The following is a 23,092-nucleotide window of genomic DNA, read 5'->3' on the forward strand; positions in this document are numbered from 1 at the left end:
ATTCGAAAAAATTAAACAATTTTTGACTATGTTGTTAACAAAAACGAAATAGTATCGGTATTATCTGCATAATTCCATAATTTAGGTTTTTGCGTTTGTCCAAAATCAATACTGTTTTCTATGAGATTATTACTTACAATACACTGAATTTGCTCGTTTTCAGATTGTAATCGTATTTGTAAATCATTGATGTCATCGTAAAATTCATAAAAGACACTAGAAATAGGTGAGGCATGACTTTTATCTTCTTTTAATGTCAAAAATCCATTGTCCAATAATTTAAAATTACTCATCAGGAAAACGGCTTTGTTGTAATCATAATTGTTTGCATATTTTTCGTAATGAATAACATCCTGGTACTCAAATATGGCTTCAAAAAAAGCGTCGAAAGTATACCCTTTTGGGACAAAAAGTTTAGAAACATTGCGACATCCTAAACCAAAATATCGGAATATATCTTCACCCAAAGCGGTTAGTTGTTCTTTAGTTTCTTTTCCGTTCAAAACTGCAACCGAATTCCTGCTTTTTCTGATTATGGAAGGTTTGTCTTTGAAATAATATTCAAAATAACGGGCTGTATTGTTACTTCCTGTTGCTATAACTGCATTGAAATTTTCTAGTTTCCCCTCAACGAAAGTTATTTTATTGGCTAATTCCGGTTCAATTGCTATAATGTATTTAGCCAAAAAAGGCAATAAATGTTGGTCATTTGAGGATGTTTTTACTACTACATTATGTCCTGTGATTAAAACCGACAAGAAATCATGAAAACCCACCAGTGGAATATTTCCGGCAAGAATTAAGGCTATGTTTTTAGGTTCGTTTATTTGAAAATCGTAAGCAGAAAGCCATTGATTTAAATTTTCTTCGGTTAGTGCTTCTGCCCAAGATTGAATAGAAAAATAAACTTGTTCAGGCGTATACCATCCATTATGGGATTGAGATAATTTTATTAATTCGATAAAATCATCAAAAAATAGATCGTTATGCAAAACAGTTGATTTCTTAGACGAATTATCTTCGGAAAATTGACTTAAAAACTTTCCTAATTCGATAAAACTTCGTTTTTTTTCGTTTTGTAACATAAGTAACTTGTATATGAATAGTTTTGATTGTAATTTTGCACAAAAATAAGCTATAATAAGTTATAAGTCAAAAGAGAAAAATTGTTAAATGGTTTTATCTCATAACTCATAACTTTTAACTCATAAAAAGATAAAGATGGCAATTATAATAACAGATGAATGTATCAATTGTGGCGCTTGTGAACCAGAGTGCCCAAATACTGCAATATACGAAGGAGCCGATGATTGGAGATATAAAGATGGAACAAAACTTAAAGGGAAAGTGATTTTACCTGATGGTACCGAAGTAGATTCAGATGAAGCTCAAACTCCAATTTCTGACGAAATTTACTATATTGTTCCAGGAAAATGTACAGAATGTAAAGGTTTTCATGATGAGCCACAATGTGCGGCAGTATGTCCTGTTGACTGTTGTATTCCGGATGAGAATCATGTAGAAAGCGAAGAAACTTTGTTAAACAGACAAGCATTTCTGCATAATGAATAGATTCTTATAAAAACTGACGAAAAAAAATCCTGAGCATTACTCAGGATTTTTTTTTTTTTCGATCTAGACAATTACTTCTTATTCTTTAACAATAATGTAAGTTGTAACAGTTACTTTATCTGTTTTGTAGTCATAAGATTCTAAAATTAGATTTCCATTTGCATCAAAATAACCGTATGAAGTTTTATTTTTTGCATTATAAATATAATTATTATTTGATGTTTTTCTTAAAATGGCTGCTTTTTTACCGTCAGGAAAATACATGGTATAACCACTATTGTCAGTTGAAACCTGATATTTTTTGCCGTTTAAATTGTAATAGGCAGATCTGTCGATATCAATTACTTTAGTAATTCCGTTTGTGGTAACTTGAGTAGTTGCAGTAACTTGAATAGGAGTTTGTTTCATTTCTTTATTCAGGACATTAGAATCAGCATCTTTTAATTCAATAGTTTGAACTTCCTTAACTTCCTGAGTTTTGATTGATTTTTTTTCTCCTTCTGAATCTTTAACCGTTGTAACGGTAGTTTTGACTTCTGATTTTACGTTTTCATTTTGCGCTTGAATAGTTAATGATAATAAAAAAACAGACATTCCTAAAATTATAGTTTTCATGATATTTAATTTAATAATTTGTATATAACAAAGTTACAGTTGTCTGATTGTAAATTTGTTGCATAATTATTGTAAAAAATTACATTATTTACATAAAAAACTATGTGTGATTTATTTCGAAATGGCTTTGTTTTTTTTCGCGACTATAACATACGTATCGTAAGCATACGTTTTTCTATCAATTGTTTTAATGATTTCAAAACCATTTAAATATAAAAACAATTGGATTTCATTTAAGGTAAATACGCGAACTGTTGAAAAATCGTCTGCAATTATTTCTTTTTCACCGTCTTTCAAGGTATAATATTGCGCTGTCCATTCCAGCATAAAATTATCTGATAAAGTTGTCTTCCAGTTGCTGTTTCTATAATATTTTATTCCTTCATATTCGGCTTCGTGTATTATTACTTCGTTTTCTTTGATAAAGGGAATAAAACGATTGGCATCTATAAAATCAAAAATGAGCATTCCATCCTTATTAAGATTTTTATAAATAGAATCAAAAGTGCTGTTTACATCATCATTTGATATTAAATAACTGGTGGAACGTCCCGTGATGATGATCGAATCTACCGGTTTTTCCAGTTCAAATTCCCTCATATCGCCATGAATGAAAGTGCAGTTTTTATTCCTTTCCTTGGCAATAGTAATCATGCTCTGACTGTAATCCAGACCGATATATTCTTGATGATTTTCCTGAAATCGTTTGGCAAGATTGCCTGTGCCACTCCCAATTTCCAGAATAGTTTTACAATGGTATTCTTGTATTAGACTATTATAAAACTGATATTCCTCATCATAATCAATGAAGGTTTGGTACATAGCATCAAAAATTGCTGCCATTTTTCCGTCATAAAGATTTGTCATGATATTTGTTTATATAAGTACTAAATTTAAGGAAAATAAACGAAATAAAAAAAGGACTATCTTTCGACAGCCCTTTTAAAATTATTCGAAAACCGAATTAGAATTTATAGTTTAAAGATAAATTAAACATAGTTCCTAATTGGCTAAAGTGATATCCATCATACGTCATTTGAGAATAACGTTGGTTGAAAGTAATCAAGTTAGATTGATTTTTTACTTGAGCAGGATCTGCTAATATTGCAGTTCCAGCTGCATTTTCTGCTTTGAATTTCCATTCAGGAAGTACATTTAACAAGTTATTTACATTCAATGCCAAAGTTAATTTGTCAGTAGCAGAGAAAGTAATTCCTAAATCTGTAACAATTTTAGGAGTGAATTCAGTTCTTAAATTAGAATCTAAACCAGCTTGTTTAAATGTAGATTTTCCAAAATAAGTGTTGTTAAGAGAAAAGCCAAATTTTCCAACTTCGTAGTTTGCTCCTAAAATCCATTTTGTTTCTGGTCTGGAAGTAAACATTAATGCATCTAGTGTTGCACTAAAATTGTTGCTTTTTACTGGAGAGATTCTTTCATTTTGAAAAGTTACGTTTCCAGATAAATTGAATCCAAGTTTTCCAGTTCCTAATTGAATGTTGTTGTAATTAGCAACTACATCTAAACCTGAAGTTCTAGAGTCAAATGAGTTTTCAAACCAAGCAACATCTCCAAAAGTAGTAGGTGCAATGTCTCCTAAAACGATTCTGTCTTCCACTTTAATGTTGTAGTAATCTACTGTGAAATTAAAGTTTTTAGAAGGTTTTGCTCCAATTCCTACAGTTATATTTGTTGATTTCTCAGCGTCTAAACGATCAATTCCTAATTGACGTGCTTGTGGAGAAACGTTATTTATAATTCCACTAACTTGAATTCCTTCTCCAGGAACGAATGAGTATTGTGATTTTTGAGTATAAATTTGGTGTAATGTAGGAGCTCTAAATCCAGTAGAAATAGATCCTCTTAATGTGATTTTGTCATCTAAAAATTTATATCTAGAACTTAATTTCCATACTGTAGCATCACCAAAATCGCTATAATCTTCATAACGAACAGTACCATTTATCAAGAAATCTTCCGTTACATCATAAGCAAGGTCAAAATACGCACCTAAATTATAACGGTTCCATTTTCCTGAATTTTCAGGTCTGTTACCGGCGAATGAATCTGCTCCTATACCGTCCCAAGAACCTTTGTCTCCTTCTGTTACTTCAAAAGTTTCTGTTCTGATTTCAGATCCAAAACCAATGCTGATTTTATCTGATAATACTTTAGAGATATCTAAATTCCCTACAACGTGATTGAAAGAAGTTCCTCCTGGTTTAAAAGAGATTTGACTATTCTCTAGGTAAACATTATTTCCATCAGCATCTTGAATGTCAGATCTGTTAAAAGAGTTGTCAACTGAATAGGTTTGTGTATTTCCACCAACAGTAATACTGGCATCGGTATTCCATTCGTTTTTTGTTGATTTATAACCTAAAGTAGCATTGTAATCATTTAAATCTCCTGTAAATGTTGGTACATAACCTTGATAAGATGCTGGTGTTCCGTCTCCAAAAAAGTCTTTTAGGAATGGGTAATCAGCTAAAGTTCTCCAATATGGAGTTCTGTAATTAGCAAATGAGTTTACTTTTTTATAAACATAAGCAGCATTGTAATATAATAATGTTTCATCAGATAAACTAAATCCACCGTTTACCAAGAATTTTGCAGCAGCAGTTTCTGGAGATCCATTGATATTTCCAGCATCTGGTTTTTTAGCGAGAAAGGCTTGAACATCTGAAAGAGAAGCTCCAAAATCTCCTGCTTCACCAGCGGCATCTACTGTTCCAGGTCTGTTAGATAAGTTGACTTTAGAAAAATCGACCGTATAATTTACAAATCCTTTTTCTCCTACAGTAGAACCGTTGTTCATGCTTACTCCTAACATTTCACCATCACCTTCAGAAGTCATTCCGCTTCTTACAGTTACAGATCCACCGTTTGTATTCTTTTTTAAAATAATGTTCATAACTCCTGCAATAGCGTCAGAACCGTATTGGGCCGAAGCACCATCACGAAGTATTTCTACTCTTTCGATAGCGTCAGTAGGAATTGCAGAAATATCAGCACCTGTTTCTCCACGTCCTGGAGACGTTTGCACATATAGTAAAGAACTTAAGTTTTTACGTTTCCCGTTGATAAGGATTAAAGTTCTACTAGGTCCCATATTTCTAATTTCATAAGGATCAAGTAAAGAAGTTGCATCATTTACCGGCGTTTGAACCGTATTAAACGATGGAATTTTGTACTGTAATGCTTTGTCAAAAGAAGCTTGTCCAGTTGAAGTCAAGTCTTTTGAAGACAATACATCAATTGGGAGTGCAGTTGTAGTATTACTTCTTGGCGCTGTTCTGGTTCCTGTAACTACAATCTCATCCAAGGCTTGACCGCCTTCTTCCGCTAATACTACATCTATTGTAGAACTAGTAGCTGCTTTTTCTACTTTATTGAATCCTACATAGCTAAAAACTAAAGTGGCTCCGTCTTTAACTTTTATTTTGTAAGCTCCATCGATATCAGTTGAGACACCGTTGTTTGTTCCTTTTTCGATAATGTTAACTCCTGGTAACCCAGCGCCAGCGTTATCTTTTACAACACCAGAGATTTCTTTTTGCGCAAAAAGAAACGTGACGTTTAGCAAAAAAAATAATAATGTAAACTTTTTCATAAATAGTTGATTTTGGTTTTTGTTTGGTTTGAAATCGGATGCAATATAATATTTTTTTAATATAACATTAGTATATCATTAAAAAATAACAAAATAATTATCATATCATTAAAAAAACATGTGAAAATTATTGCATCAATAAATTGTTATAAAAAAAAATATTACATCGATAAATTGTTACAAAAAATAGGGTTAGAGTATTAATGTAATGATTATGCTGTCTAACATTTATTAAATCTTATATTTGCAAACTTTTAAAGTAAATACTAAACTTTTAACGGGAGGCCGTTATCTGTAAACAAAAATATCATGAGATCGTCATGATTCCGTAATAAAAAAATATGAAGAATGGCGATGCCATATTCCATTAAAAAAACAAATATTATCTACATATGAAAGCAGGAATTGTAGGATTACCAAATGTTGGAAAATCAACATTATTCAATTGTTTATCAAATGCAAAAGCGCAAAGTGCTAACTTTCCTTTTTGTACCATCGAACCAAATATCGGTGTTGTAAATGTTCCGGATTCCAGAATGGAAAAACTGGAAGAATTAGTAAAACCAGAGCGCATGCAAATGGCGACTGTTGATATCGTTGATATTGCAGGATTGGTAAAAGGAGCCAGTAAAGGAGAAGGTTTAGGAAATCAATTTCTTGGAAATATTAGAGAGTGTAATGCGATAATTCACGTTTTGCGTTGTTTTGATAACGATAACATTGTTCACGTTGACGGAAATGTAAATCCAATTCGTGACAAAGAAACTATTGATATTGAGTTGCAGTTGAAAGATCTTGAAAATGTTGAAAAACGTTTAGAAAAAGTGAAACGTGCCGCAAAAACCGGAAATAAAGAAGCAATTGTTGAAGAAGGGTTGTTAAACAGAATTAGAGAGACTTTACTTCAAGCCAAATCGGCCAGAACTATAACTCCACAAAACAATGATGAGGAAGTTTTGATGGAAGGTTTCCAATTGATTACGGCAAAACCAGTATTGTATGTTTGTAATGTAGATGAAAATTCAGCAGTTAGCGGAAATAAATATGTAGACCAAGTTCGCGAATTGGTTAAAGATGAGGATGCTGAAGTTATTGTGCTTTCTGTAGGTGCTGAAGCTGATATTACGGAATTGGAGAGCTATGAAGAACGTCAGGTTTTCTTAGAAGACATGGGTTTGCAAGAGCCAGGTGCATCTGTATTGATTCGCGCGGCTTACAAATTATTGAAACAACAAACCTATTTTACAGCAGGAGTTAAAGAAGTTCGTGCTTGGACTATAAATATTGGTACAACTGCGCCACAAGCTGCGGGAGTTATCCACACTGATTTCGAAAAAGGATTCATCCGTGCCGAAGTTATTGCTTATGAAGATTTCGTTCATTATGGGTCAGAAGCAAAATGTAAAGAAGCAGGAAAATTCAAAGTGGAAGGAAAAGAATACATCGTGAAAGATGGTGATGTAATGCATTTTCGTTTTAATGTATAGTTGTATTTAATTACCAAGTTTAAAAAAACTATAAAATTATAGGACTATTAAAAGAAATGTACATAACTAAATAAAAAAGGTCTAAAATAGGAATAATTTAAAATGTGCATTTTACTGCCATTATATACTATTTAAGTATCATTTAATAAAGGGTTAAATACCATTCTGAGGTGTTAACTACCAATCACAGTAACAAATTATAATTAAAACTTACTATTAACAGGCGCTAACGGGCTAATTTAATTAAAAAAGCGCTCTATTTTGAGGGCTTTTTTTACGCAAAAACTAAAATAGCTTTAAAGGGGTATTTGGGTAAAAATCAAATTAGATTGTAAGTTAGGTGGGTGGTCAGTTAGATGGTCAGTTAGATGGTCAAAAAGAATTAAAATTTTATATATGAAACTATATACTAATGCACGGTAAAATTATATTACGGCACAAACCAAGCATTATAAAAGGGGGTGTAACGACATTTAAAAACAATTAATAATTATGGTAATCGCTGATTATTAGCTGTTTAAATTATTTGTTTTTTAGTTTAGGTGCTGGTTCAGACACAGATTTATAAAGAATGGGTTCTTTTGAAGTATATCTTAATTCAGCTATTTCTCTTTTAAGTTCTTCAATTTTTTCTTTTTGCATTACTAAGAGTTCCATACTAATATCAAATCCCTGTATATTATTTTCTTTGATCTCCATATTACCCTCTTCTAAAACCAACCAATTCAAAGAAAGTCTAGGGTATGATTTTATCATGCTTCTAATGTTTTCAATTGAAACCTTCTTTTTTCCGTTTTTTAAATCATTTATACCCGCTTTATTGGTGCCAAGTACTTCAGCTAGCTGAGTATATGTCTTAATATAGCCGTTCTTTTTAAGGAAATCATAAGCTGTAAATAGGCGTTCATTATCGGTCATATAAAAAAGTATGAAAAAGTATTACTAATTATTTGTTTAGTGTGAAAAAATCATACTATATTTGCTCCACATATCAGAACAAACGAAGCAATGAGCAAAAGTATAAAAATAAGTAGCAAAAACTGGAATACAAGTGCATTAAAAGCACTGGCCACAAAATATAGCTTCTCAACCCGCTATATCAAGCAATGCATTACTGGAGACAGAACGCCAATTTTTGCCGACAGGATAAAAGCAGAATATATCGAACTAAAAAACAATCTGGACAACCTTTTAAATAATGATAAATTATGAAAACAGTATTAAACATAACAAATCTTGTCGGCACAATAATTGTATTGGCGATAACAATTACTTTTGTGGTTTTTTTGTTTATGGGAAAAATTTTCGTTAATTTATATGATATCAACAGTAAATTTTTAACCCTATGAAACTTGAACAAATTGTTATTACTGATAAAAAAGATGCAGAAGTCGTTTTTTCTACTACTGGTTTTAATTCAAAAGAAGCAAATCTTGTTCTGGCTTTTGGTGAAAGGGTTTTTTTAGAAAAGGTATTGCCATATAAAAAGATAAAAGATTTATACCCCAAAGCACATATTGTTATTTGTTCTACTTCCGGGCAAATTTCGAATACCAGTTTAGTTGAAAACAATATTGTAGCTACAGCAATAAATTTCGAAAAAACAGCTATAAAAGTTTCTGAAATTGATATTCTGAAAAATTCGGATATTCAGGAATTAGGGAATATAATTAAAAAAGACTTTTTTAATGAAGACCTAAAATCAATACTTATTCTTTCTGAAGGCAGTTTTGTTAATGGGACTGAACTTATAAATGAATTGATAAAACAAACAAAAGGGACAATCCCTATTTTTGGGGGACTGGCTGGAGATGAATATAAATTCGAAAAAACAATTGTAGGTTTAAACAGTGATGCCTCTCAAGGTAAAATTGTTGCTGTTGGTTTTTATGGAGACGCTATTCATTTTGGTTTTAGTTCTAAGGGAGGTTGGAGTGATTTTGGTCTGGAAAGAGAAGTTACGCTTTCAGAAAAGAATGTGTTGTACAAAATAGGCGATAGGTTTGCACTAGATTTATACAAAGAATATCTTGGGAAATATGCCGAAGAATTACCTGCTTCGTCATTATATTTCCCACTTTCTATGAAAGAAAATATAGATGCTAAGCCCATTGTAAGAACCATTTTGTCGATAGATGAGGAAAAAAAATCAATGACTTTTGCGGGTAATATTCCTCAAGGTTCTTTCGTCAGATTGATGAAAGGAAATTTGGATAAACTCATAGATGCTTCCTACAATGCCGCTTTACAAATATTTTCGGAACAATCCACTAAACCGGAATTAGCATTATTAGTAAGTTGTGTGGGACGAAAAATTGTTCTTGGCAATAGAATTGAAGAAGAACTTGAAGTTGTAAAAGAGGTTTTTGGCGAAGATACACTAGTTTGTGGTTTTTACTCTTATGGTGAAATTTCTCCAACACTTAAAAAAGGAGCCTGTGAGTTACATAACCAAACGATGACAATCGCAACCATTTATGAAGAATTATAATGGAAATAGAAAATCTACATAGACAACTGAACAGGCAAATAAAAAAGCATTTTTCAGAAGATTTCATTGCGGATAATGAGGTTATCCACAATTTTATTGAAGTTGTAAATCTATCGTATTTGAATTTTGAAAAAGATGCCGAATTATTTGAGCAATCTTCACGGTTAAACGATTTAGAATATTATGAAATAAATCAAAAACTAAAATCAGAACTAGATAAAAAAGAAAATATACAGAACAAGTTAATTCAAGCTATACAGCAATTAAACAACAATGAAATAAAACTTGGAAGCGAGGAGAACCCAACTGATTTACTGCAAATTTTGCGTGATGAAATAGATTCTAAGAAAGAGTTTCAAGATCAATTGTATTTAGCAAAATCTAATGCTGAAAAAGCCAATGAAGCAAAGTCAGATTTTCTCTCTATCATGAGCCATGAAATTCGAACCCCTTTAAGTGCGATTATTGGTTTGATTTACATCATGGAAAAAGAAAATACGTTAAATAGTTTCCAGGAAAACCTAGAAGTTTTAAAGTATTCTGCGCAAAATTTATTTTTGCTCATAAATGATATTTTAGATTTTAATAAAATAGAAGCAGGAAAAATTGATATTGAAAAAATCCCATTTGATTTTAAGGAATTAGTTTTACATATTGAAAAATCTTTAGTGACAAAAGCATCAGAAAACTTAAATAGGATTGAGGTAATTATTGATGATAAATTTACTCCGAACGTAATCAGCGATCCTTTAAGAATTGGTCAAATCATCACAAATTTAGTTTCAAATGCTGTAAAATTTACTAAAAATGGGTTGATTCAGATTAAAATTGACCAAATCCAACAAAGGGATGGCATTTCTATTTTTAAAGTTCAAATTATCGATAACGGAATTGGAATTGACATTGAAAAGTTTCAATTAATTTTTCAAAGGTTTGAACAGGCAGAAACAAAAACCACTAGACAATTTGGAGGAACAGGTTTAGGTTTAGCAATAACAAAAAAGCTGCTCCATTTATTGAATTCAGATATCGAATTGCAAAGTGAAATAGGAATTGGTTCTAACTTTAGTTTTGTTTTGGAATTACCAATTTTTTCAACAAATTTAGAATTAAAAAATAACATTGTATATCATGATTACAAAGAAGAAAATCTAGACGGATTAAAAGTTCTTTTGGTTGAAGATAATTTGATAAACATCAAAATTGCCGAAAAAATATTGAAGCAATGGAATGTGAATGTTGATACTGCAGAGAACGGACTTATTGCCATTGAAAAATATAAATCAAACGCGTATGATATTATTTTAATGGATTTGTCAATGCCGGTAATGGATGGTTATGAAGCAACAGCAATCATAAGAAGCACAAATACATTGATTCCAATTATTGCATTGACAGCCTCCTCTTCTTATAGTTATCTTGAAAAAGCGATAAAGATTGGTATAAATGAATGTATTATAAAGCCATTTAACCCAAAAGAATTAAACATGAAATTGAGAAAGTATTGTCGGTAATTTCTTTAAGTATTGGTGGAACAGTATCATTTGTAATTTTAAATTGCCTTTTTCTGTATAATAGATCTTTTAATTTTTATTACTTTTAATAAAAATAAATCACCATGAAAATCATAGCTTTCGCAGGAAGTCCCAGCAAAAATTCTATCAATAAAAAATTAGCAACTTATGCCGCTCATCTTTTTGAAAATGCAGATATTGAGGTTTTAGATTTAAACGATTTTCAAATGCCAATTTTTAGTGTTGATATAGAAAAAGAAATTGGTCAGCATGAATTGGCAAAAGCATTTTTGGCTAAAATTGCCACAGCTGATATTTTAGTCGTTTCGCTTGCAGAAAACAATGGCAATTATTCTGCGGCTTTCAAGAATGTGTTTGACTGGTGTACCAGAATAACTGCTAAGGTTTTTCAGGAAAAGCCAATGTTACTTATGGCAACATCACCCGGAGCCAAAGGGGGAGCAAGCGTTTTGGGAATAGCAAAAAACGCTTTTCCTTTTTATGGTGGTAATATAAAAGCAACTTTCTCACTTCCCAGTTTTGACGCTAATTTTGATGTTGTAAACGGTAAAATTTCCAATCCAGAATTGGACAATCAGTTGAAAGAGATTATCAAGAATTTTTGAGTTTTTCAACCTTTTACATTTATCTAAAATCTGTAATCTGAATTCTCAAATCTGTAGTCTTTTTCCGTTGTCAATATCATTCTTAATAACTTTGATGGCTTCCTATTTTAAATTTTATCGAATTATACTACATTAGCACAAAATCCACAAATTTTAAAATGTCCGAACAAAATCAATATACCGAAGATAACATTCGGTCGCTCGACTGGAAAGAACATATTCGCATGCGTCCCGGAATGTATATTGGGAAACTTGGCGATGGTTCCTCTCCAGATGATGGTATTTATATTCTTCTAAAAGAGGTGCTCGATAACTGTATCGATGAGTTTGTCATGGGTGCAGGAAAAACTATTGAGGTAACTATCAAAGACAAAACAGTTACTGTTAGGGATTACGGTCGCGGAATTCCATTGGGAAAAGTGATTGATGTAGTTTCCAAAATGAATACGGGTGGAAAATACGATTCATTGGCATTTAAGAAATCCGTTGGTTTGAATGGAGTAGGGACAAAAGCTGTGAATGCTTTGTCCAATTATTTTCGTGTAGAATCCGTTCGGGACGACAAACAAAAAGCAGCTGAGTTTTCTGCGGGAAATCTGGTTCTTGAAGAAGATATTATTGAAACTACTAAGCGAAAAGGAACCAAAGTAGCTTTTACTCCTGACGAGGCGATTTTCAAAAATTACAAATTCAGATTCGAATATGTAATCAAAATGCTCAAAAACTATTGTTACTTAAACAATGGATTGACCATTTTATTCAATGGCGAAAAATACTTTTCAGAGAATGGTCTGAAAGATTTATTGGAGGAAACCATTCATGCAGATGATTTAGAATATCCAATCATCCATTTGAAAGGCGATGATATCGAGATTGCCTTAACGCACAGTAAAACACAATACAGCGAAGAATACCATTCCTTCGTAAACGGACAAAATACAACGCAAGGAGGAACACATTTGGCAGCGTATCGTGAAGCGATTGTGAAAACCATTCGGGAGTATTACAATAAAAGTTTCGAAGCATCAGATGTTCGAAAGTCTATTGTTACAGCTATTAGCATCAAAGTAATGGAGCCGGTTTTTGAGTCACAAACCAAAACCAAACTGGGTTCAACTGATATGGGTTCTGAACCAGGAATGCCATCGGTTCGTACTTTTGTAAATGATTTTGTGAAAACGAAGTTAGATAATTATTTACACAAGAATCCTCTAACTGCAGAAGCATTGTTGCGAAAAATTATTCAAGCCGAAAGAGAGCGTAAAGAATTATCCGGTATTAGAAAATTAGCGACAGATCGAGCCAAAAAAGCTAATTTGCATAACAAGAAATTAAGGGATTGTCGTGCCCATCTTCCGGATACTAAAAATCCTAAAAGTTTGGAGAGTACACTTTTTATTACTGAGGGAGATTCGGCTTCTGGGTCAATTACCAAATCGCGGGATGTAAATACACAAGCCGTTTTTAGTTTACGTGGTAAGCCCTTGAATTCGTATGGAATGAGCAAGAAAATTGTTTATGAAAATGAAGAATTCAATTTATTGCAAGCGGCACTAGATATTGAAGATGGATTAGAAAAATTGCGTTACAACAACATCGTAATTGCAACTGATGCCGATGTCGATGGAATGCACATTCGATTATTATTGATTACTTTTTTCTTGCAGTTTTTTCCTGAATTAATAAAAGAAGGCCATTTGTACATTTTACAAACACCACTTTTTAGAGTTCGAAATAAGAAAGAAACGATTTACTGCTATTCTGATGACGAACGAAAAGCAGCAATCGAAAAATTAAAACCAAAACCGGAGATCACTCGATTTAAAGGATTGGGAGAAATTTCTCCAGATGAGTTCAAAAATTTCATTGGAGAAACCATTCGTTTAGATCCTATTATGATGGATAAAAATACCTCAATCGAACAATTATTGTCTTTCTATATGGGTAAAAATACTCCAGATCGCCAAGAATTTATCATCAAGAATTTGAAGGTAGAATTGGACGTGATTGAGAAAGTTTAAAATTCAAACTGATATAGAATAATATGGAAAATCAAGATGTTCGATGGAAGCAGAGGTTTCAGAATTTTGGAAAAGCTCTTTCTCAATTAACAAAATTTATTGAAAAAGGGGAACTTAATGAACTTGAAGAGCAGGGTTTGATTCAAAGTTTTGAATATACACATGAATTGGCTTGGAACGTGATGAAAGACTTTTTGATATTTGAAGGAATTCAAAATATTGTTGGATCAAGAAGCGCTACAAGAGAAGCTTTTAATAAAGGTTTATTTGAAGAAGGACAAATTTGGATGGACATGATAGAAAGCCGAAATGAAAGTGTTCATACCTATAATGAGGAAACAGTCGACAAAATAGCTCATAAAATAAAAGAGGTTTATTTTTTAGCTTTTATTAATTTTAATGAAAGAATGAAAACATTTTTATGATGAAATTTGGCTTAAATAAAGAAACGATTTCTAAAATAAATTCAGTTTTTGTTAAACATTCTGAAATCGAGAAGGTAATTATTTATGGTTCCCGAGCAAAAGGGAATTTTAGAAATGGCTCGGATGTTGACCTGACACTTTTTGGAAATGAATTGAAGTATGGTTTAGTTGGAGAAATAAATTTCGAAATTGATGATTTGAATACTCCTTATTTATTTGACATTTCAATTTATAATCAATTAACTTCCGAAAGTTTAAAAGACCATATCAACCGAGTAGGGAAAATTTTTTATAAAAAAATTTGAAATTTCTTGAACTTTAAGAAAAATAAATTAACGAAGTCTGGAAACAATTAATCGAAAATAAATAATTTGGAAATTTCTATGCTTTTCTCAATGCTCAATGACAGCCAAATAGAAGGGCAAGCGCCGGTTTAGGGAAAACCAAAACATTACTGCAAAAAAGTATTTATTAGATTATGTAGTAGATAAAATTCACACGAAAAATTCTTGGAAGAATTACAAAAGAAAAAAACTCTAGAAATAAGTTATTAAAAGTAGAGAAATTAGAGAAGGAGATTGCGTTTTTGAAGGGGAAATTAGGGAAAGAATAATAAATAGAATTTGTGTTTTGTCAATCATAAATTATAAAAAATAAAAATATGTCAAGTAATTTCGGAAAAACCTGGTGGGGTCAGCAGTGGCTTCAATCGTTAAGTAATATTGATTACGAAAACAGGTTGGATCGGGGAAAAAGTTATGCCAAGAAAGGGGCGGTTACCAAAATTATTTTCAAGGGCAATAGAATAGAAGCCAAAGTAGTGGGAAGTAGGCCAAAACCCTATAATGTAGATATTACTTTGCCTCCGTTTTTTGAACCGCAATTGGGGGAGTTTATTAGTGCTTTGGCAAAAAAGCCAACCATTATTTCTAAATTGTTGAATAGAGAGCTCGATCCCGAAGTATTGACCATTGCCGAAAATTTAGGCATGAAAGTGTTTCCCAAACAATGGACCGATTTCAAGATGCAATGCAGTTGTCCCGATTGGGCAGTGCCTTGCAAACACTTGGCTGCAGTGGTGTATAAAGTGAGTGCCGAGATTGATAATAACCCGTTTTTGGTATTTGAGCTACACCAAGTGAATTTGATTGCCGAACTCAATAAATTAGGGATTTTTGTAAATGCCCCGACTTCTGAAATTCCGAAGATTACCGATTTGTATTTTGATTCCAAAAAGAAAAAAACAACGGACTATAATCCTGAGAATGCCTACAAGAAATTATCTTTTTCTAAACTATCACCCATACACGAACCGTTAACCGCTTTGTTGGCTGATTTTCCTGCGTTCTATCAAGGTACTGGAAATTTTAAGGAAAAATACAGTTCTAAAATTGCCAGAACGGTAAAGGCAGCACAAAAAGTAGTTCAGGGTAAAATATCATTAGAGAATTTGTTTCTAAAGGCAAGTCTTCAGGAACAAAAAATAAATCCACACAGCCAGAATAAAATCACGATTGACGAAACCTATCAGTCAAAGGTTTTTGTGAATGAAACCCAGTTTTCGTTTCTTCATTTCTTGCAACAGATAGCCCAAATTCATTCTTCCAAAACACTGGATTACCAACCCTCGACGGCTTCGTTGCACACGATTTTGCATTTTTCGGTGCATCTTTTGGCAAATGGTGCGGTGGTGCCTCAAATTGTGCAATTGCAAAACAAGGAGTTTTCCATACGCTGGTTGCCAGCTCTATTGAGTAAGGACGTTCGGGATTTGGTCGAAAAATTAGAAGAAATTTTGCCACCAGCCATTTTTCTTTGGGAAGAAAAAAAAGGTCAAAAAGCCATTAACAACAATCAGGCATTCAATTTGCTTTCGTTGTTTTTGACTGAAATTATCCATATTCTGGAAGATGTTCCCAATCCCGATTTGTTTTTGAATTTGTTTTTCAGAAATGAAATTTACGGATTCAAAAAACCGGGTGAGGACGCTTTGAGTGGCGGTATTTCGGCTTGGACTCAAAAATATTTTATTACGCAAGGCAATTACAAACCGCAAATTGTAGTCAGTGAATTGTCCGATGATTTTTTGATTACGCTAAATATAAAGGAGAAACAACAACAACCTGATGAAGCACCTTATGGCTTGCACGATATTTTAAATTTAGAAAAATTCGATAAAAATCGCTACGAAATTCTGCAAAGCCTGACTCAATTAAGCCCGTTTATTGATGGTTTAGATGGTTATATAAACAGTCAAGGAGCAGATAAGATGGTAATGGGCAATGCTGTTTTTACACCTTTCTTGATGGAAATGATTCCAGCGATTCAGCTTTTGGATATTGATATTTTGCTTCCAAAATCATTGCAAGAGATTTTAAAACCCAAAGCGAGCCTTAAAATTAAACGAAAAACGGAAGGAAAATCGTTTATTACGCTCGGAAAATTATTCGATTTTGATTGGCAAATTGCCATTGGTGACACGCTGATGAGCGAAGCAGAATTTAATAAATTACTCAAAAAGTCGGACGGATTGCTCAAATACAAATCCAGGTATATTTATGTCAATCAAAATGATTTAGAAAAAATACACAAACATTTTACATCCACCAAAGAGCTTTCGGCTTTTGAAATGTTGCGAGCTGCTTTGAGCGGGGAATACCAAGGAGCTACAGTTGGCTTGACTGATGACGTACGGGATTTGATTGACGAACTGACTAATTTTTCGGAAATCGAATTGCCAAAAGGGATCAACGCCCAACTGCGCCCGTACCAACACCGCGGGTTTTCGTGGATGTACCGCAATGCCAAAATTGGTTTTGGATCCGTTCTTGCCGATGATATGGGATTGGGGAAAACCTTGCAGGTGATTACCACTTTATTGAAATACAAAGAAGATGGATTGCTTGAAAATGAAAAAGCCTTGGTCGTTGCCCCAACGGGACTTTTGACGAATTGGGAAACCGAAATCGAGAAATTTGCTCCAACTTTGAAAACAAAAATTTACCACGGTGGGAATCGGAAATTGGATAAGGACGATGATTTTGACGTGTTAATTTCCTCTTATGGAATCGTGCGTAGTGATGCCAAGGAATTGAAAAAGAAAAAATGGCATTCGCTCGTAATTGACGAAGCACAAAACATAAAAAACACCAATACCGAACAAACCAAAGCCATTAAAACCATTGGTGCCAATCATTTTATAGCGATGAGCGGAACGCCGGTCGAGAACCGTTTGAGCGAATTGTGGAGTATTATGGATTATAGCAATCGTGGTTTTTTGGGTAACCTCAAAGAGTTTAACGAAACGTATGGTAACCCGATTCAGCAGTTTAATGACGTGGCTGTTGCCGAAAATCTAAAGAAAGTGACCGCTCCCTTTATGATGCGTCGATTAAAGTCGGACAAATCTATTATTTCTGATTTACCGGATAAAATCGAAATGGATTGTTATTCGACCCTTGCTAATGAGCAAGCTAGTTTGTATGAAAAAACGCTACAAAAGGCTATGGAAGACATCGATAGTTTAGACCTTAGCGATGATAAAGCCCTTTTTGTCCGACAAGGATTGGTTCTCCAGATGATTCTGGCACTCAAACAAATATGCAATCATCCCACACAATATTTAAAAAACAATATTCTTGACGCTTCGCTAAGTGGCAAAATGGAATTATTATTTAATCGATTGGACAGCATTATTGAAAGTGGTGAAAAAGTATTGATTTTTACCCAATTTACAGAAATGGGTAATTTGCTAAAGCATTTTATCACAGAAAGATACAAAGAAGAACCGCTGTTTTACCACGGAGGCTGTAACTTGAAACAGCGTGCAACAATGGTCGATGGTTTCCAGAACAACCGTGCCGATAAGGTGTTTATCCTTTCGCTCAAAGCCGCAGGAACGGGTTTGAACCTTACTGCCGCCAATCATGTCATCCATTTTGACCTTTGGTGGAACCCCGCCGTAGAAGCCCAAGCAACGGACAGAGCCTACAGAATTGGGCAAAAAAGCAACGTAATGGTGCATCGTTTTATCACCAAAAACACCTTCGAAGAAAAAATAAACGATATGATTCAATCCAAAAAAGCCCTAGCCGAAATGACCGTTTCCACAGGCGAAAATTGGATTGGGAATTTGAGTAATACCGAGTTGAGGGAGTTGTTTGTAGTGGGGTAGATTTTAATTTACTTCGTCAGTGTGTGGGCGTGACCCTTCGTAAAAACTACGGGTCGGGCTGTACGTTCCCGCTTTTTTTTGAATTGCACCGCCTTTAAAGGCGGTGCAATTCAAAAAAAGAGCTCCACTGCCATCCCTCACGCAAAACCAAACGGCTCTCAAAGGATAAAAAGTCTAAAAGGAAGACCTAAAAATAAAAACCAAGTGAATAAAAACTATACTTTACCAAAAAAGGTGTACAAAGAATTAGCCAAGTTAGAATTGAATACGGCTTTGTTCTGTAATTGTTTGTTGTTAAAAAAAGAAATAGCAGGTTTGATGGTTTTACTCAATGATGACCTTTTTGATTGTTTCGGATTTGGTCAGAAAGAGTTTAATCGTCCTCCAGATTTCAAATTAAGAATGCTAAATTTGAGTGAGGAAATTTACGTTTTCGAATTTTAAATGATTTTCGGTAATAATTCGGTTTTAAAATTGCACTACAATCCTTTAGATAAAAGGGTCAAGGAGTTTTTTGAGTTATGTTTAAAGAATGAAATGATGTCTTTGCATCTTTATAATGATGATTGGAGTGATATAGTATCGGCGCATTTTCCTTTAGATATTGAGTTAGATTGGATTAAACGAAATTTAGATTTAATACATTCCTTAAAATCAAATCCCCATTTTTATTCGTTAAGCAATAAGTTAATAAATGAAAATCAAAATATAGATACTTATTATTTTGTCCAAAATAAAAAAGCAAATTTCATCGGATTTTGATAATGAAAGTATTGAAGAAAGGGCTATTTTTACAGGTTAAAAATAGATTGAAAATTAGACAATAATGGGTTAAATGGTTTATTTGTAAATAATTAAAAATATGAAAGCAGAAGAATTTTGGGATGTTTATATGAATTCAACCGAGAATACATTAGATATTTATGATGAAGCAATGGTGTTTTTCTCGGAAGAATTACCCGAAAATTTCACAGAAGAATACGATGTTACAGAAGTTGTCTTAGAGGTGCAAGGGCATCACGAAACCGCAAAAAAGTTTGAAAAAGTCATCAATTTTGTAAATTTAATCAAAGAAAAACATCCCGAGATATACGAAGAGACCTCGGTTTATTCAAATAATTTTCTAACATCTTATTATGGGTATCAAAACGATATTCCTGAAATAGAAAAAGTTTTCGAAGATGCTTCAAAAAATGTTGAAGCCAATTACGATCAGTTTTTATCCGTTTTTAAAACCCTATTATTTTACCAACATATCAATATAGTAGAAAGAGCAGTCGATGCTAATTTTGAAGCCGTTAGTAATTGCGATACCTTAATTGCTGGTTCAGAATATGATTTGATTATAATAAAATTATTTAATTCTTTAGAAAAACACTATTTGGCAAGTCAAGCAGGAATCGTTTTTGAAAAAGAAAAAGTAGTACAAGACATTCAAAAATATACTTTTGATTTTATAGAAATAGAACAAAGTATAACTTTATTTGAAAAAGGGCTTTTCGAGGACAATTGGGATGCAAAATCGATTCAAGCATTATTTTTAGAAAACAAATCGGAAGCCTACCATATTCTTCAGGCACAGTTTATTAAAGAAATGTTGCAAAAGAATATTTGTTTTGCCGTAAGCTCAAAAATCTGGGAGCTTTTGATGCGTTATTGGAGGGCAAATAACGAAGAATCTCAAAACCACTTTGCAATTGAAACGCAAGAATTCGATAAATTTCTTCAGGAAATATCGGGTGGATTTTTCTCTAATGATAAGTCGGATAAATATGCGATACTTTGGGGAAGCGTTTATGTGTATGACTTTTTGTTTGAAAAAGAACTAATAGATTCCAAAACCTACAGCGAATTTATAGCCACTTCTCAAGAACTCAAAGGAGTTTTAATTGCTAATGAACCCGCTTCGTTATGGGAATTTAATTTTGTTCATAAATGGCAAAAACCAGACGGTATTTCGGAAATTGAGTTTGAAACAGAGGCGGAAATTTTCAACAAAAGTTTAACCTTTGATAAACATAATTTTTCAGATTTCAAACCAATGATAGCGTCAGAATTGGAAACTATTGGGGAACTTTCAGTATCTATACTTAAAGGCGAAGCGAAAATTATTGAGGAACAAAAGAAAGCAGACGAAAGATTGAATTATCTTTTTGGCAATTCGGGAGCTAATTTTGTTGAAAAACCAATTGTAAAAGAACTACACGAAAAAATAGGTCGAAATGATCCTTGCCATTGTGGTAGCGGAAAGAAATTTAAAAAATGCTGTTTGAACTAATTCGGATTATAAAAAAATGAAAGATTTTAAAAAACAACTAACTGAAGCACTTGATAAAATTGCAACTTCGGGTACTTTTTTTAGCGCAGGCGTAAATGATTTTTGTTTTCCAAAAATGAGTGTCAAAAATTTGGATGAAATTGCATTTCCCCTCAATAAAATACAAATTCAAGCCCTTATTTCGATTGCACATAAAGCACCTTTTGGAAAAGGAAGTGAAACTATTCTTGATACAAATGTTCGGAATTGTTGGGAAATAGATGCTTCTCAAATTGAGTTTGAAGGCAATAATTGGACTAATTTAATCGATAAAACGATAACCAAAATCAAACCCGATTTGGGTATTGAAAATAAAAAAATAGAGACGCATTTATACAAAATGCTTATTTATGAAGTAGGCGATTTTTTTCTGCCGCACAAAGATTCTGAAAAAGAAAAAGGAATGTTTGGAACACTGATTATTGGATTGCCCTCCAAACATTCGGGGGGAGAATTAGTCCTTTCATTCGATGGAGAAGAGCATAGTGTTTCTTTTGCCGAAAATTGTTCTAACGATACACTTCCTTACGTTGCTTTTTATGCCGATTGTCAACACGAAATTAAACCGACGACTTCTGGATACAGAGTTTGTTTGGTTTATAATCTAATTGACCTGCAAGTAGAAAATAATATAAAATTAACCTCATTACTTCCTGAAATTGATGCAATTGAGGACTTATTTCAAAGCCAGACAGAGCGTACTGATATGCCTTACGTTTATCTGTTAGGGCATCAATATACTCCAACAAATTTTTCATTAGAACAGCTAAAACTCAAGGACAGACCAGTGGCAGAAGTTTTGTTAAAAGCTGCCGAAAAAGCAGGTTATTACGCAAAACTGGCTCTTGTGACTTCCTACCAAGCTGGTTCGCTGGAAATGGATTATGATAACCGAAGAAGCTATTATGATGATTATGAAGATGATATTGATGTAGATTCAGCCGAAATGGGCGAAATTTATGAGGAGTATATATCAATTAATCATTGGGATTCTTCAGCTCTTCCTGCAATAGATGTAAGAAGTGTAAATACAGAGGATTTAATCTATAATTTTGAAATAAATGATGGCGATCCTATAGAAAAAGAAGCCGAAGGTTATACAGGAAACGCTGGAATGGAAATGATGTTTTGGTACCATTATGGAGCTGTTGTGTTTTGGAAAAAAGAAAATCATTTGGCCATTTTGAAAGAAGCATCCATTTTTACAAAATTAAAATGGTTGCAATATTACGCTTCAAGATGGGATTCCATAACCGATTTTGAAAAAGAAATGGGCAAAGAAATTTTTCAATATCATTTGACAGAAACCTACAATTCGAGAGAAGAAGAAACGGAATCTTTTGATGCTATCGTTGACTTTTTGAAGGTTGTAAATGATGCTGATTTTATCAATCAAGAATCAAAAAATGTTTTAATCAACTATTTTTCGAATATTTCAACCGATAAATGGATGGAATTATTGACTCGTTTTTCGACAGTACCTTTTGATGATGTTGTATTGGATGATGCGATAATGAAGAACAGTAAAAATTTGAATCATTTATTGACAATTTTAAATCGATTAAATAAAACGCTGTTCTCAAAATTATCAAAAAAAGTTCTTGAAAAATTGCCTAATTCTCTTGTTGGTTTTAACTTTTTGGAACATAAGGGGACTATTTTAAAAAGTTTACTGTCCAATTGCATACAAATAGCCCAATACAAAGAAAAGGATACTGTATGGATAGCTAGTGTAGCACAATGCATCACACAAAATTTGGACAGAGATTTTGTGAATGATTATTTGATAGATACAATTTTGGTTAACAATTTAAAAGATACGGTATTAGGAAATGCTATTTTAACTATTGCCAAAAAACATTTAGAAAATAGAGTAGCCAACAAACCACAAATTCCCGCAAACTGGTCAAGAGCAGTGCCTCAAAAAAGCAGTTATTCAAAGGTTTGGGCTATTTTGAATAATTTTTTGCAATCGCCAACAGAGCAACTATATGACTTTAAAAGTTTACAAGCCAATAGAAGCGAAATGGAGTCTGCCATACAAAATGTAACCATAGATTTAGATTTAGAAACCATCCGAAAAGGATCGCCACATACCCTACGACTCACCAAAAACACCAATGCCTATAAAGTGGAACTCAAAAAATGGGAACAGGATTGTGTTTTATTGGGGAAGTTGGAATAGGGTTTAGTGCATACAAAAAACATAACTTTTGAATAATAGTTATTATTAGTTA

The 23,092-nt window shown here is 33.0% G+C and carries 18 protein-coding genes; 13 read left to right on the plus strand and 5 right to left on the minus strand.

The window, feature by feature from the left end; all coding sequences use genetic code 11:
* Positions 1–26: 26 nt before the first annotated feature.
* The gene (locus ACNO7W_RS02040; protein WP_417936811.1) at positions 27–1,085 is read right to left on the minus strand and encodes an acyl-CoA reductase; all 1,059 of its coding nucleotides are present in this window, start codon (positions 1,083–1,085) and stop codon (positions 27–29) included.
* A gap of 136 nt (positions 1,086–1,221) precedes the next feature.
* Here ACNO7W_RS02040 and ACNO7W_RS02045 point away from each other — a divergent pair, with 136 nt between their 5' ends.
* Complete coding sequence (locus ACNO7W_RS02045; RefSeq protein ID WP_143386430.1) at positions 1,222–1,572, plus strand: 4Fe-4S dicluster domain-containing protein; 351 nt, start codon at positions 1,222–1,224, stop codon at positions 1,570–1,572.
* A 78-nt stretch (positions 1,573–1,650) separates the two neighbouring features.
* On the opposite strand, the gene ACNO7W_RS02050 is transcribed toward ACNO7W_RS02045, so the two are convergent.
* The 3 genes from ACNO7W_RS02050 to ACNO7W_RS02060 all read right to left on the minus strand — a co-directional run bounded on the left by ACNO7W_RS02050 (position 1,651) and on the right by ACNO7W_RS02060 (position 5,800).
* Positions 1,651–2,187, minus strand: coding sequence for a hypothetical protein (locus ACNO7W_RS02050; RefSeq protein ID WP_143386431.1), 537 nt, complete (start codon positions 2,185–2,187; stop codon positions 1,651–1,653).
* Positions 2,188–2,298: 111 nt separating this feature from the next.
* Positions 2,299–3,054: a class I SAM-dependent DNA methyltransferase gene (locus ACNO7W_RS02055; RefSeq protein ID WP_417936812.1), complete on the minus strand. Its 756-nt coding sequence runs from the start codon at positions 3,052–3,054 to the stop codon at positions 2,299–2,301.
* Between the two features lie 97 nt (positions 3,055–3,151).
* The gene (locus ACNO7W_RS02060; protein WP_417936813.1) at positions 3,152–5,800 is read right to left on the minus strand and encodes a TonB-dependent receptor; all 2,649 of its coding nucleotides are present in this window, start codon (positions 5,798–5,800) and stop codon (positions 3,152–3,154) included.
* A 392-nt stretch (positions 5,801–6,192) separates the two neighbouring features.
* Between ACNO7W_RS02060 and ychF the strand changes: the two genes are divergently transcribed.
* Positions 6,193–7,287, plus strand: coding sequence for a redox-regulated ATPase YchF (gene ychF / locus ACNO7W_RS02065; RefSeq protein ID WP_417936815.1), 1,095 nt, complete (start codon positions 6,193–6,195; stop codon positions 7,285–7,287).
* Between the two features lie 522 nt (positions 7,288–7,809).
* Here ychF and ACNO7W_RS02070 read toward each other — a convergent pair.
* Positions 7,810–8,205: a hypothetical protein gene (locus ACNO7W_RS02070; protein ID WP_417936816.1), complete on the minus strand. Its 396-nt coding sequence runs from the start codon at positions 8,203–8,205 to the stop codon at positions 7,810–7,812.
* Positions 8,206–8,295: 90 nt separating this feature from the next.
* Here ACNO7W_RS02070 and ACNO7W_RS02075 point away from each other — a divergent pair, with 90 nt between their 5' ends.
* The 11 genes from ACNO7W_RS02075 (at position 8,296) to ACNO7W_RS02125 (ending at position 23,040) form a co-directional block, all read left to right on the plus strand.
* Positions 8,296–8,499, plus strand: coding sequence for a hypothetical protein (locus ACNO7W_RS02075; protein ID WP_417936817.1), 204 nt, complete (start codon positions 8,296–8,298; stop codon positions 8,497–8,499).
* A 133-nt stretch (positions 8,500–8,632) separates the two neighbouring features.
* On the plus strand, positions 8,633–9,778 hold the full coding sequence (locus ACNO7W_RS02080; RefSeq protein ID WP_417936818.1) for an FIST signal transduction protein: 1,146 nt from the start codon (positions 8,633–8,635) through the stop codon (positions 9,776–9,778).
* A complete protein-coding gene (locus ACNO7W_RS02085) occupies positions 9,778–11,292 on the plus strand; it encodes a response regulator (RefSeq protein ID WP_417936819.1) in 1,515 nt (504 codons plus the stop codon). The genes ACNO7W_RS02080 and ACNO7W_RS02085 overlap by 1 nt, the downstream gene beginning before the upstream one ends.
* Before the next feature lie 104 nt (positions 11,293–11,396).
* A complete protein-coding gene (locus ACNO7W_RS02090) occupies positions 11,397–11,918 on the plus strand; it encodes an NADPH-dependent FMN reductase (RefSeq protein WP_417936820.1) in 522 nt (173 codons plus the stop codon).
* A gap of 158 nt (positions 11,919–12,076) precedes the next feature.
* Positions 12,077–13,939, plus strand: coding sequence for a DNA topoisomerase IV subunit B (locus ACNO7W_RS02095; protein ID WP_417936821.1), 1,863 nt, complete (start codon positions 12,077–12,079; stop codon positions 13,937–13,939).
* Positions 13,940–13,962: 23 nt separating this feature from the next.
* A complete protein-coding gene (locus ACNO7W_RS02100) occupies positions 13,963–14,364 on the plus strand; it encodes a nucleotidyltransferase substrate binding protein (protein ID WP_143386439.1) in 402 nt (133 codons plus the stop codon).
* The gene (locus tag ACNO7W_RS02105; RefSeq protein ID WP_143386440.1) at positions 14,361–14,669 is read left to right on the plus strand and encodes a nucleotidyltransferase domain-containing protein; all 309 of its coding nucleotides are present in this window, start codon (positions 14,361–14,363) and stop codon (positions 14,667–14,669) included. The genes ACNO7W_RS02100 and ACNO7W_RS02105 overlap by 4 nt, the downstream gene beginning before the upstream one ends.
* Before the next feature lie 356 nt (positions 14,670–15,025).
* Positions 15,026–18,538 carry an SNF2-related protein gene (locus tag ACNO7W_RS02110; RefSeq protein ID WP_417936822.1) on the plus strand — a complete coding sequence of 1,171 codons (3,513 nt, stop codon included), beginning with the start codon at positions 15,026–15,028 and terminating at the stop codon, positions 18,536–18,538.
* A gap of 204 nt (positions 18,539–18,742) precedes the next feature.
* Positions 18,743–18,982 (plus strand): hypothetical protein, encoded by a 240-nt coding sequence (locus ACNO7W_RS02115; protein ID WP_417936823.1) that lies wholly within the window; start codon positions 18,743–18,745, stop codon positions 18,980–18,982.
* Positions 18,983–19,400: 418 nt separating this feature from the next.
* The gene (locus ACNO7W_RS02120) at positions 19,401–20,816 is read left to right on the plus strand and encodes a YecA family protein (protein ID WP_417936824.1); all 1,416 of its coding nucleotides are present in this window, start codon (positions 19,401–19,403) and stop codon (positions 20,814–20,816) included.
* A gap of 16 nt (positions 20,817–20,832) precedes the next feature.
* Positions 20,833–23,040, plus strand: coding sequence for a 2OG-Fe(II) oxygenase (locus ACNO7W_RS02125; RefSeq protein ID WP_417936825.1), 2,208 nt, complete (start codon positions 20,833–20,835; stop codon positions 23,038–23,040).
* The last annotated feature ends 52 nt before the right edge of the window (positions 23,041–23,092 follow it).

The organism is Flavobacterium sp. ZB4R12, assembly GCF_048276375.1.
GTDB lineage: Bacteria > Bacteroidota > Bacteroidia > Flavobacteriales > Flavobacteriaceae > Flavobacterium > Flavobacterium gawalongense.

What these genes read in the sequence shown, in the direction of transcription:
- ACNO7W_RS02040 (WP_417936811.1), bottom strand. Translation starts at nt 1,085, where the DNA reads ATGTTACAAAACGAAAAAAAACGAAGTTTTATCGAATTAGGAAAGTTT.
- ACNO7W_RS02045 (WP_143386430.1), top strand. Translation starts at nt 1,222, where the DNA reads ATGGCAATTATAATAACAGATGAATGTATCAATTGTGGCGCTTGTGAA.
- ACNO7W_RS02050 (WP_143386431.1), bottom strand. Translation starts at nt 2,187, where the DNA reads ATGAAAACTATAATTTTAGGAATGTCTGTTTTTTTATTATCATTAACT.
- ACNO7W_RS02055 (WP_417936812.1), bottom strand. Translation starts at nt 3,054, where the DNA reads ATGACAAATCTTTATGACGGAAAAATGGCAGCAATTTTTGATGCTATG.
- ACNO7W_RS02060 (WP_417936813.1), bottom strand. Translation starts at nt 5,800, where the DNA reads ATGAAAAAGTTTACATTATTATTTTTTTTGCTAAACGTCACGTTTCTT.
- ychF (WP_417936815.1), top strand. Translation starts at nt 6,193, where the DNA reads ATGAAAGCAGGAATTGTAGGATTACCAAATGTTGGAAAATCAACATTA.
- ACNO7W_RS02070 (WP_417936816.1), bottom strand. Translation starts at nt 8,205, where the DNA reads ATGACCGATAATGAACGCCTATTTACAGCTTATGATTTCCTTAAAAAG.
- ACNO7W_RS02075 (WP_417936817.1), top strand. Translation starts at nt 8,296, where the DNA reads ATGAGCAAAAGTATAAAAATAAGTAGCAAAAACTGGAATACAAGTGCA.
- ACNO7W_RS02080 (WP_417936818.1), top strand. Translation starts at nt 8,633, where the DNA reads ATGAAACTTGAACAAATTGTTATTACTGATAAAAAAGATGCAGAAGTC.
- ACNO7W_RS02085 (WP_417936819.1), top strand. Translation starts at nt 9,778, where the DNA reads ATGGAAATAGAAAATCTACATAGACAACTGAACAGGCAAATAAAAAAG.
- ACNO7W_RS02090 (WP_417936820.1), top strand. Translation starts at nt 11,397, where the DNA reads ATGAAAATCATAGCTTTCGCAGGAAGTCCCAGCAAAAATTCTATCAAT.
- ACNO7W_RS02095 (WP_417936821.1), top strand. Translation starts at nt 12,077, where the DNA reads ATGTCCGAACAAAATCAATATACCGAAGATAACATTCGGTCGCTCGAC.
- ACNO7W_RS02100 (WP_143386439.1), top strand. Translation starts at nt 13,963, where the DNA reads ATGGAAAATCAAGATGTTCGATGGAAGCAGAGGTTTCAGAATTTTGGA.
- ACNO7W_RS02105 (WP_143386440.1), top strand. Translation starts at nt 14,361, where the DNA reads ATGATGAAATTTGGCTTAAATAAAGAAACGATTTCTAAAATAAATTCA.
- ACNO7W_RS02110 (WP_417936822.1), top strand. Translation starts at nt 15,026, where the DNA reads ATGTCAAGTAATTTCGGAAAAACCTGGTGGGGTCAGCAGTGGCTTCAA.
- ACNO7W_RS02120 (WP_417936824.1), top strand. Translation starts at nt 19,401, where the DNA reads ATGAAAGCAGAAGAATTTTGGGATGTTTATATGAATTCAACCGAGAAT.
- ACNO7W_RS02125 (WP_417936825.1), top strand. Translation starts at nt 20,833, where the DNA reads ATGAAAGATTTTAAAAAACAACTAACTGAAGCACTTGATAAAATTGCA.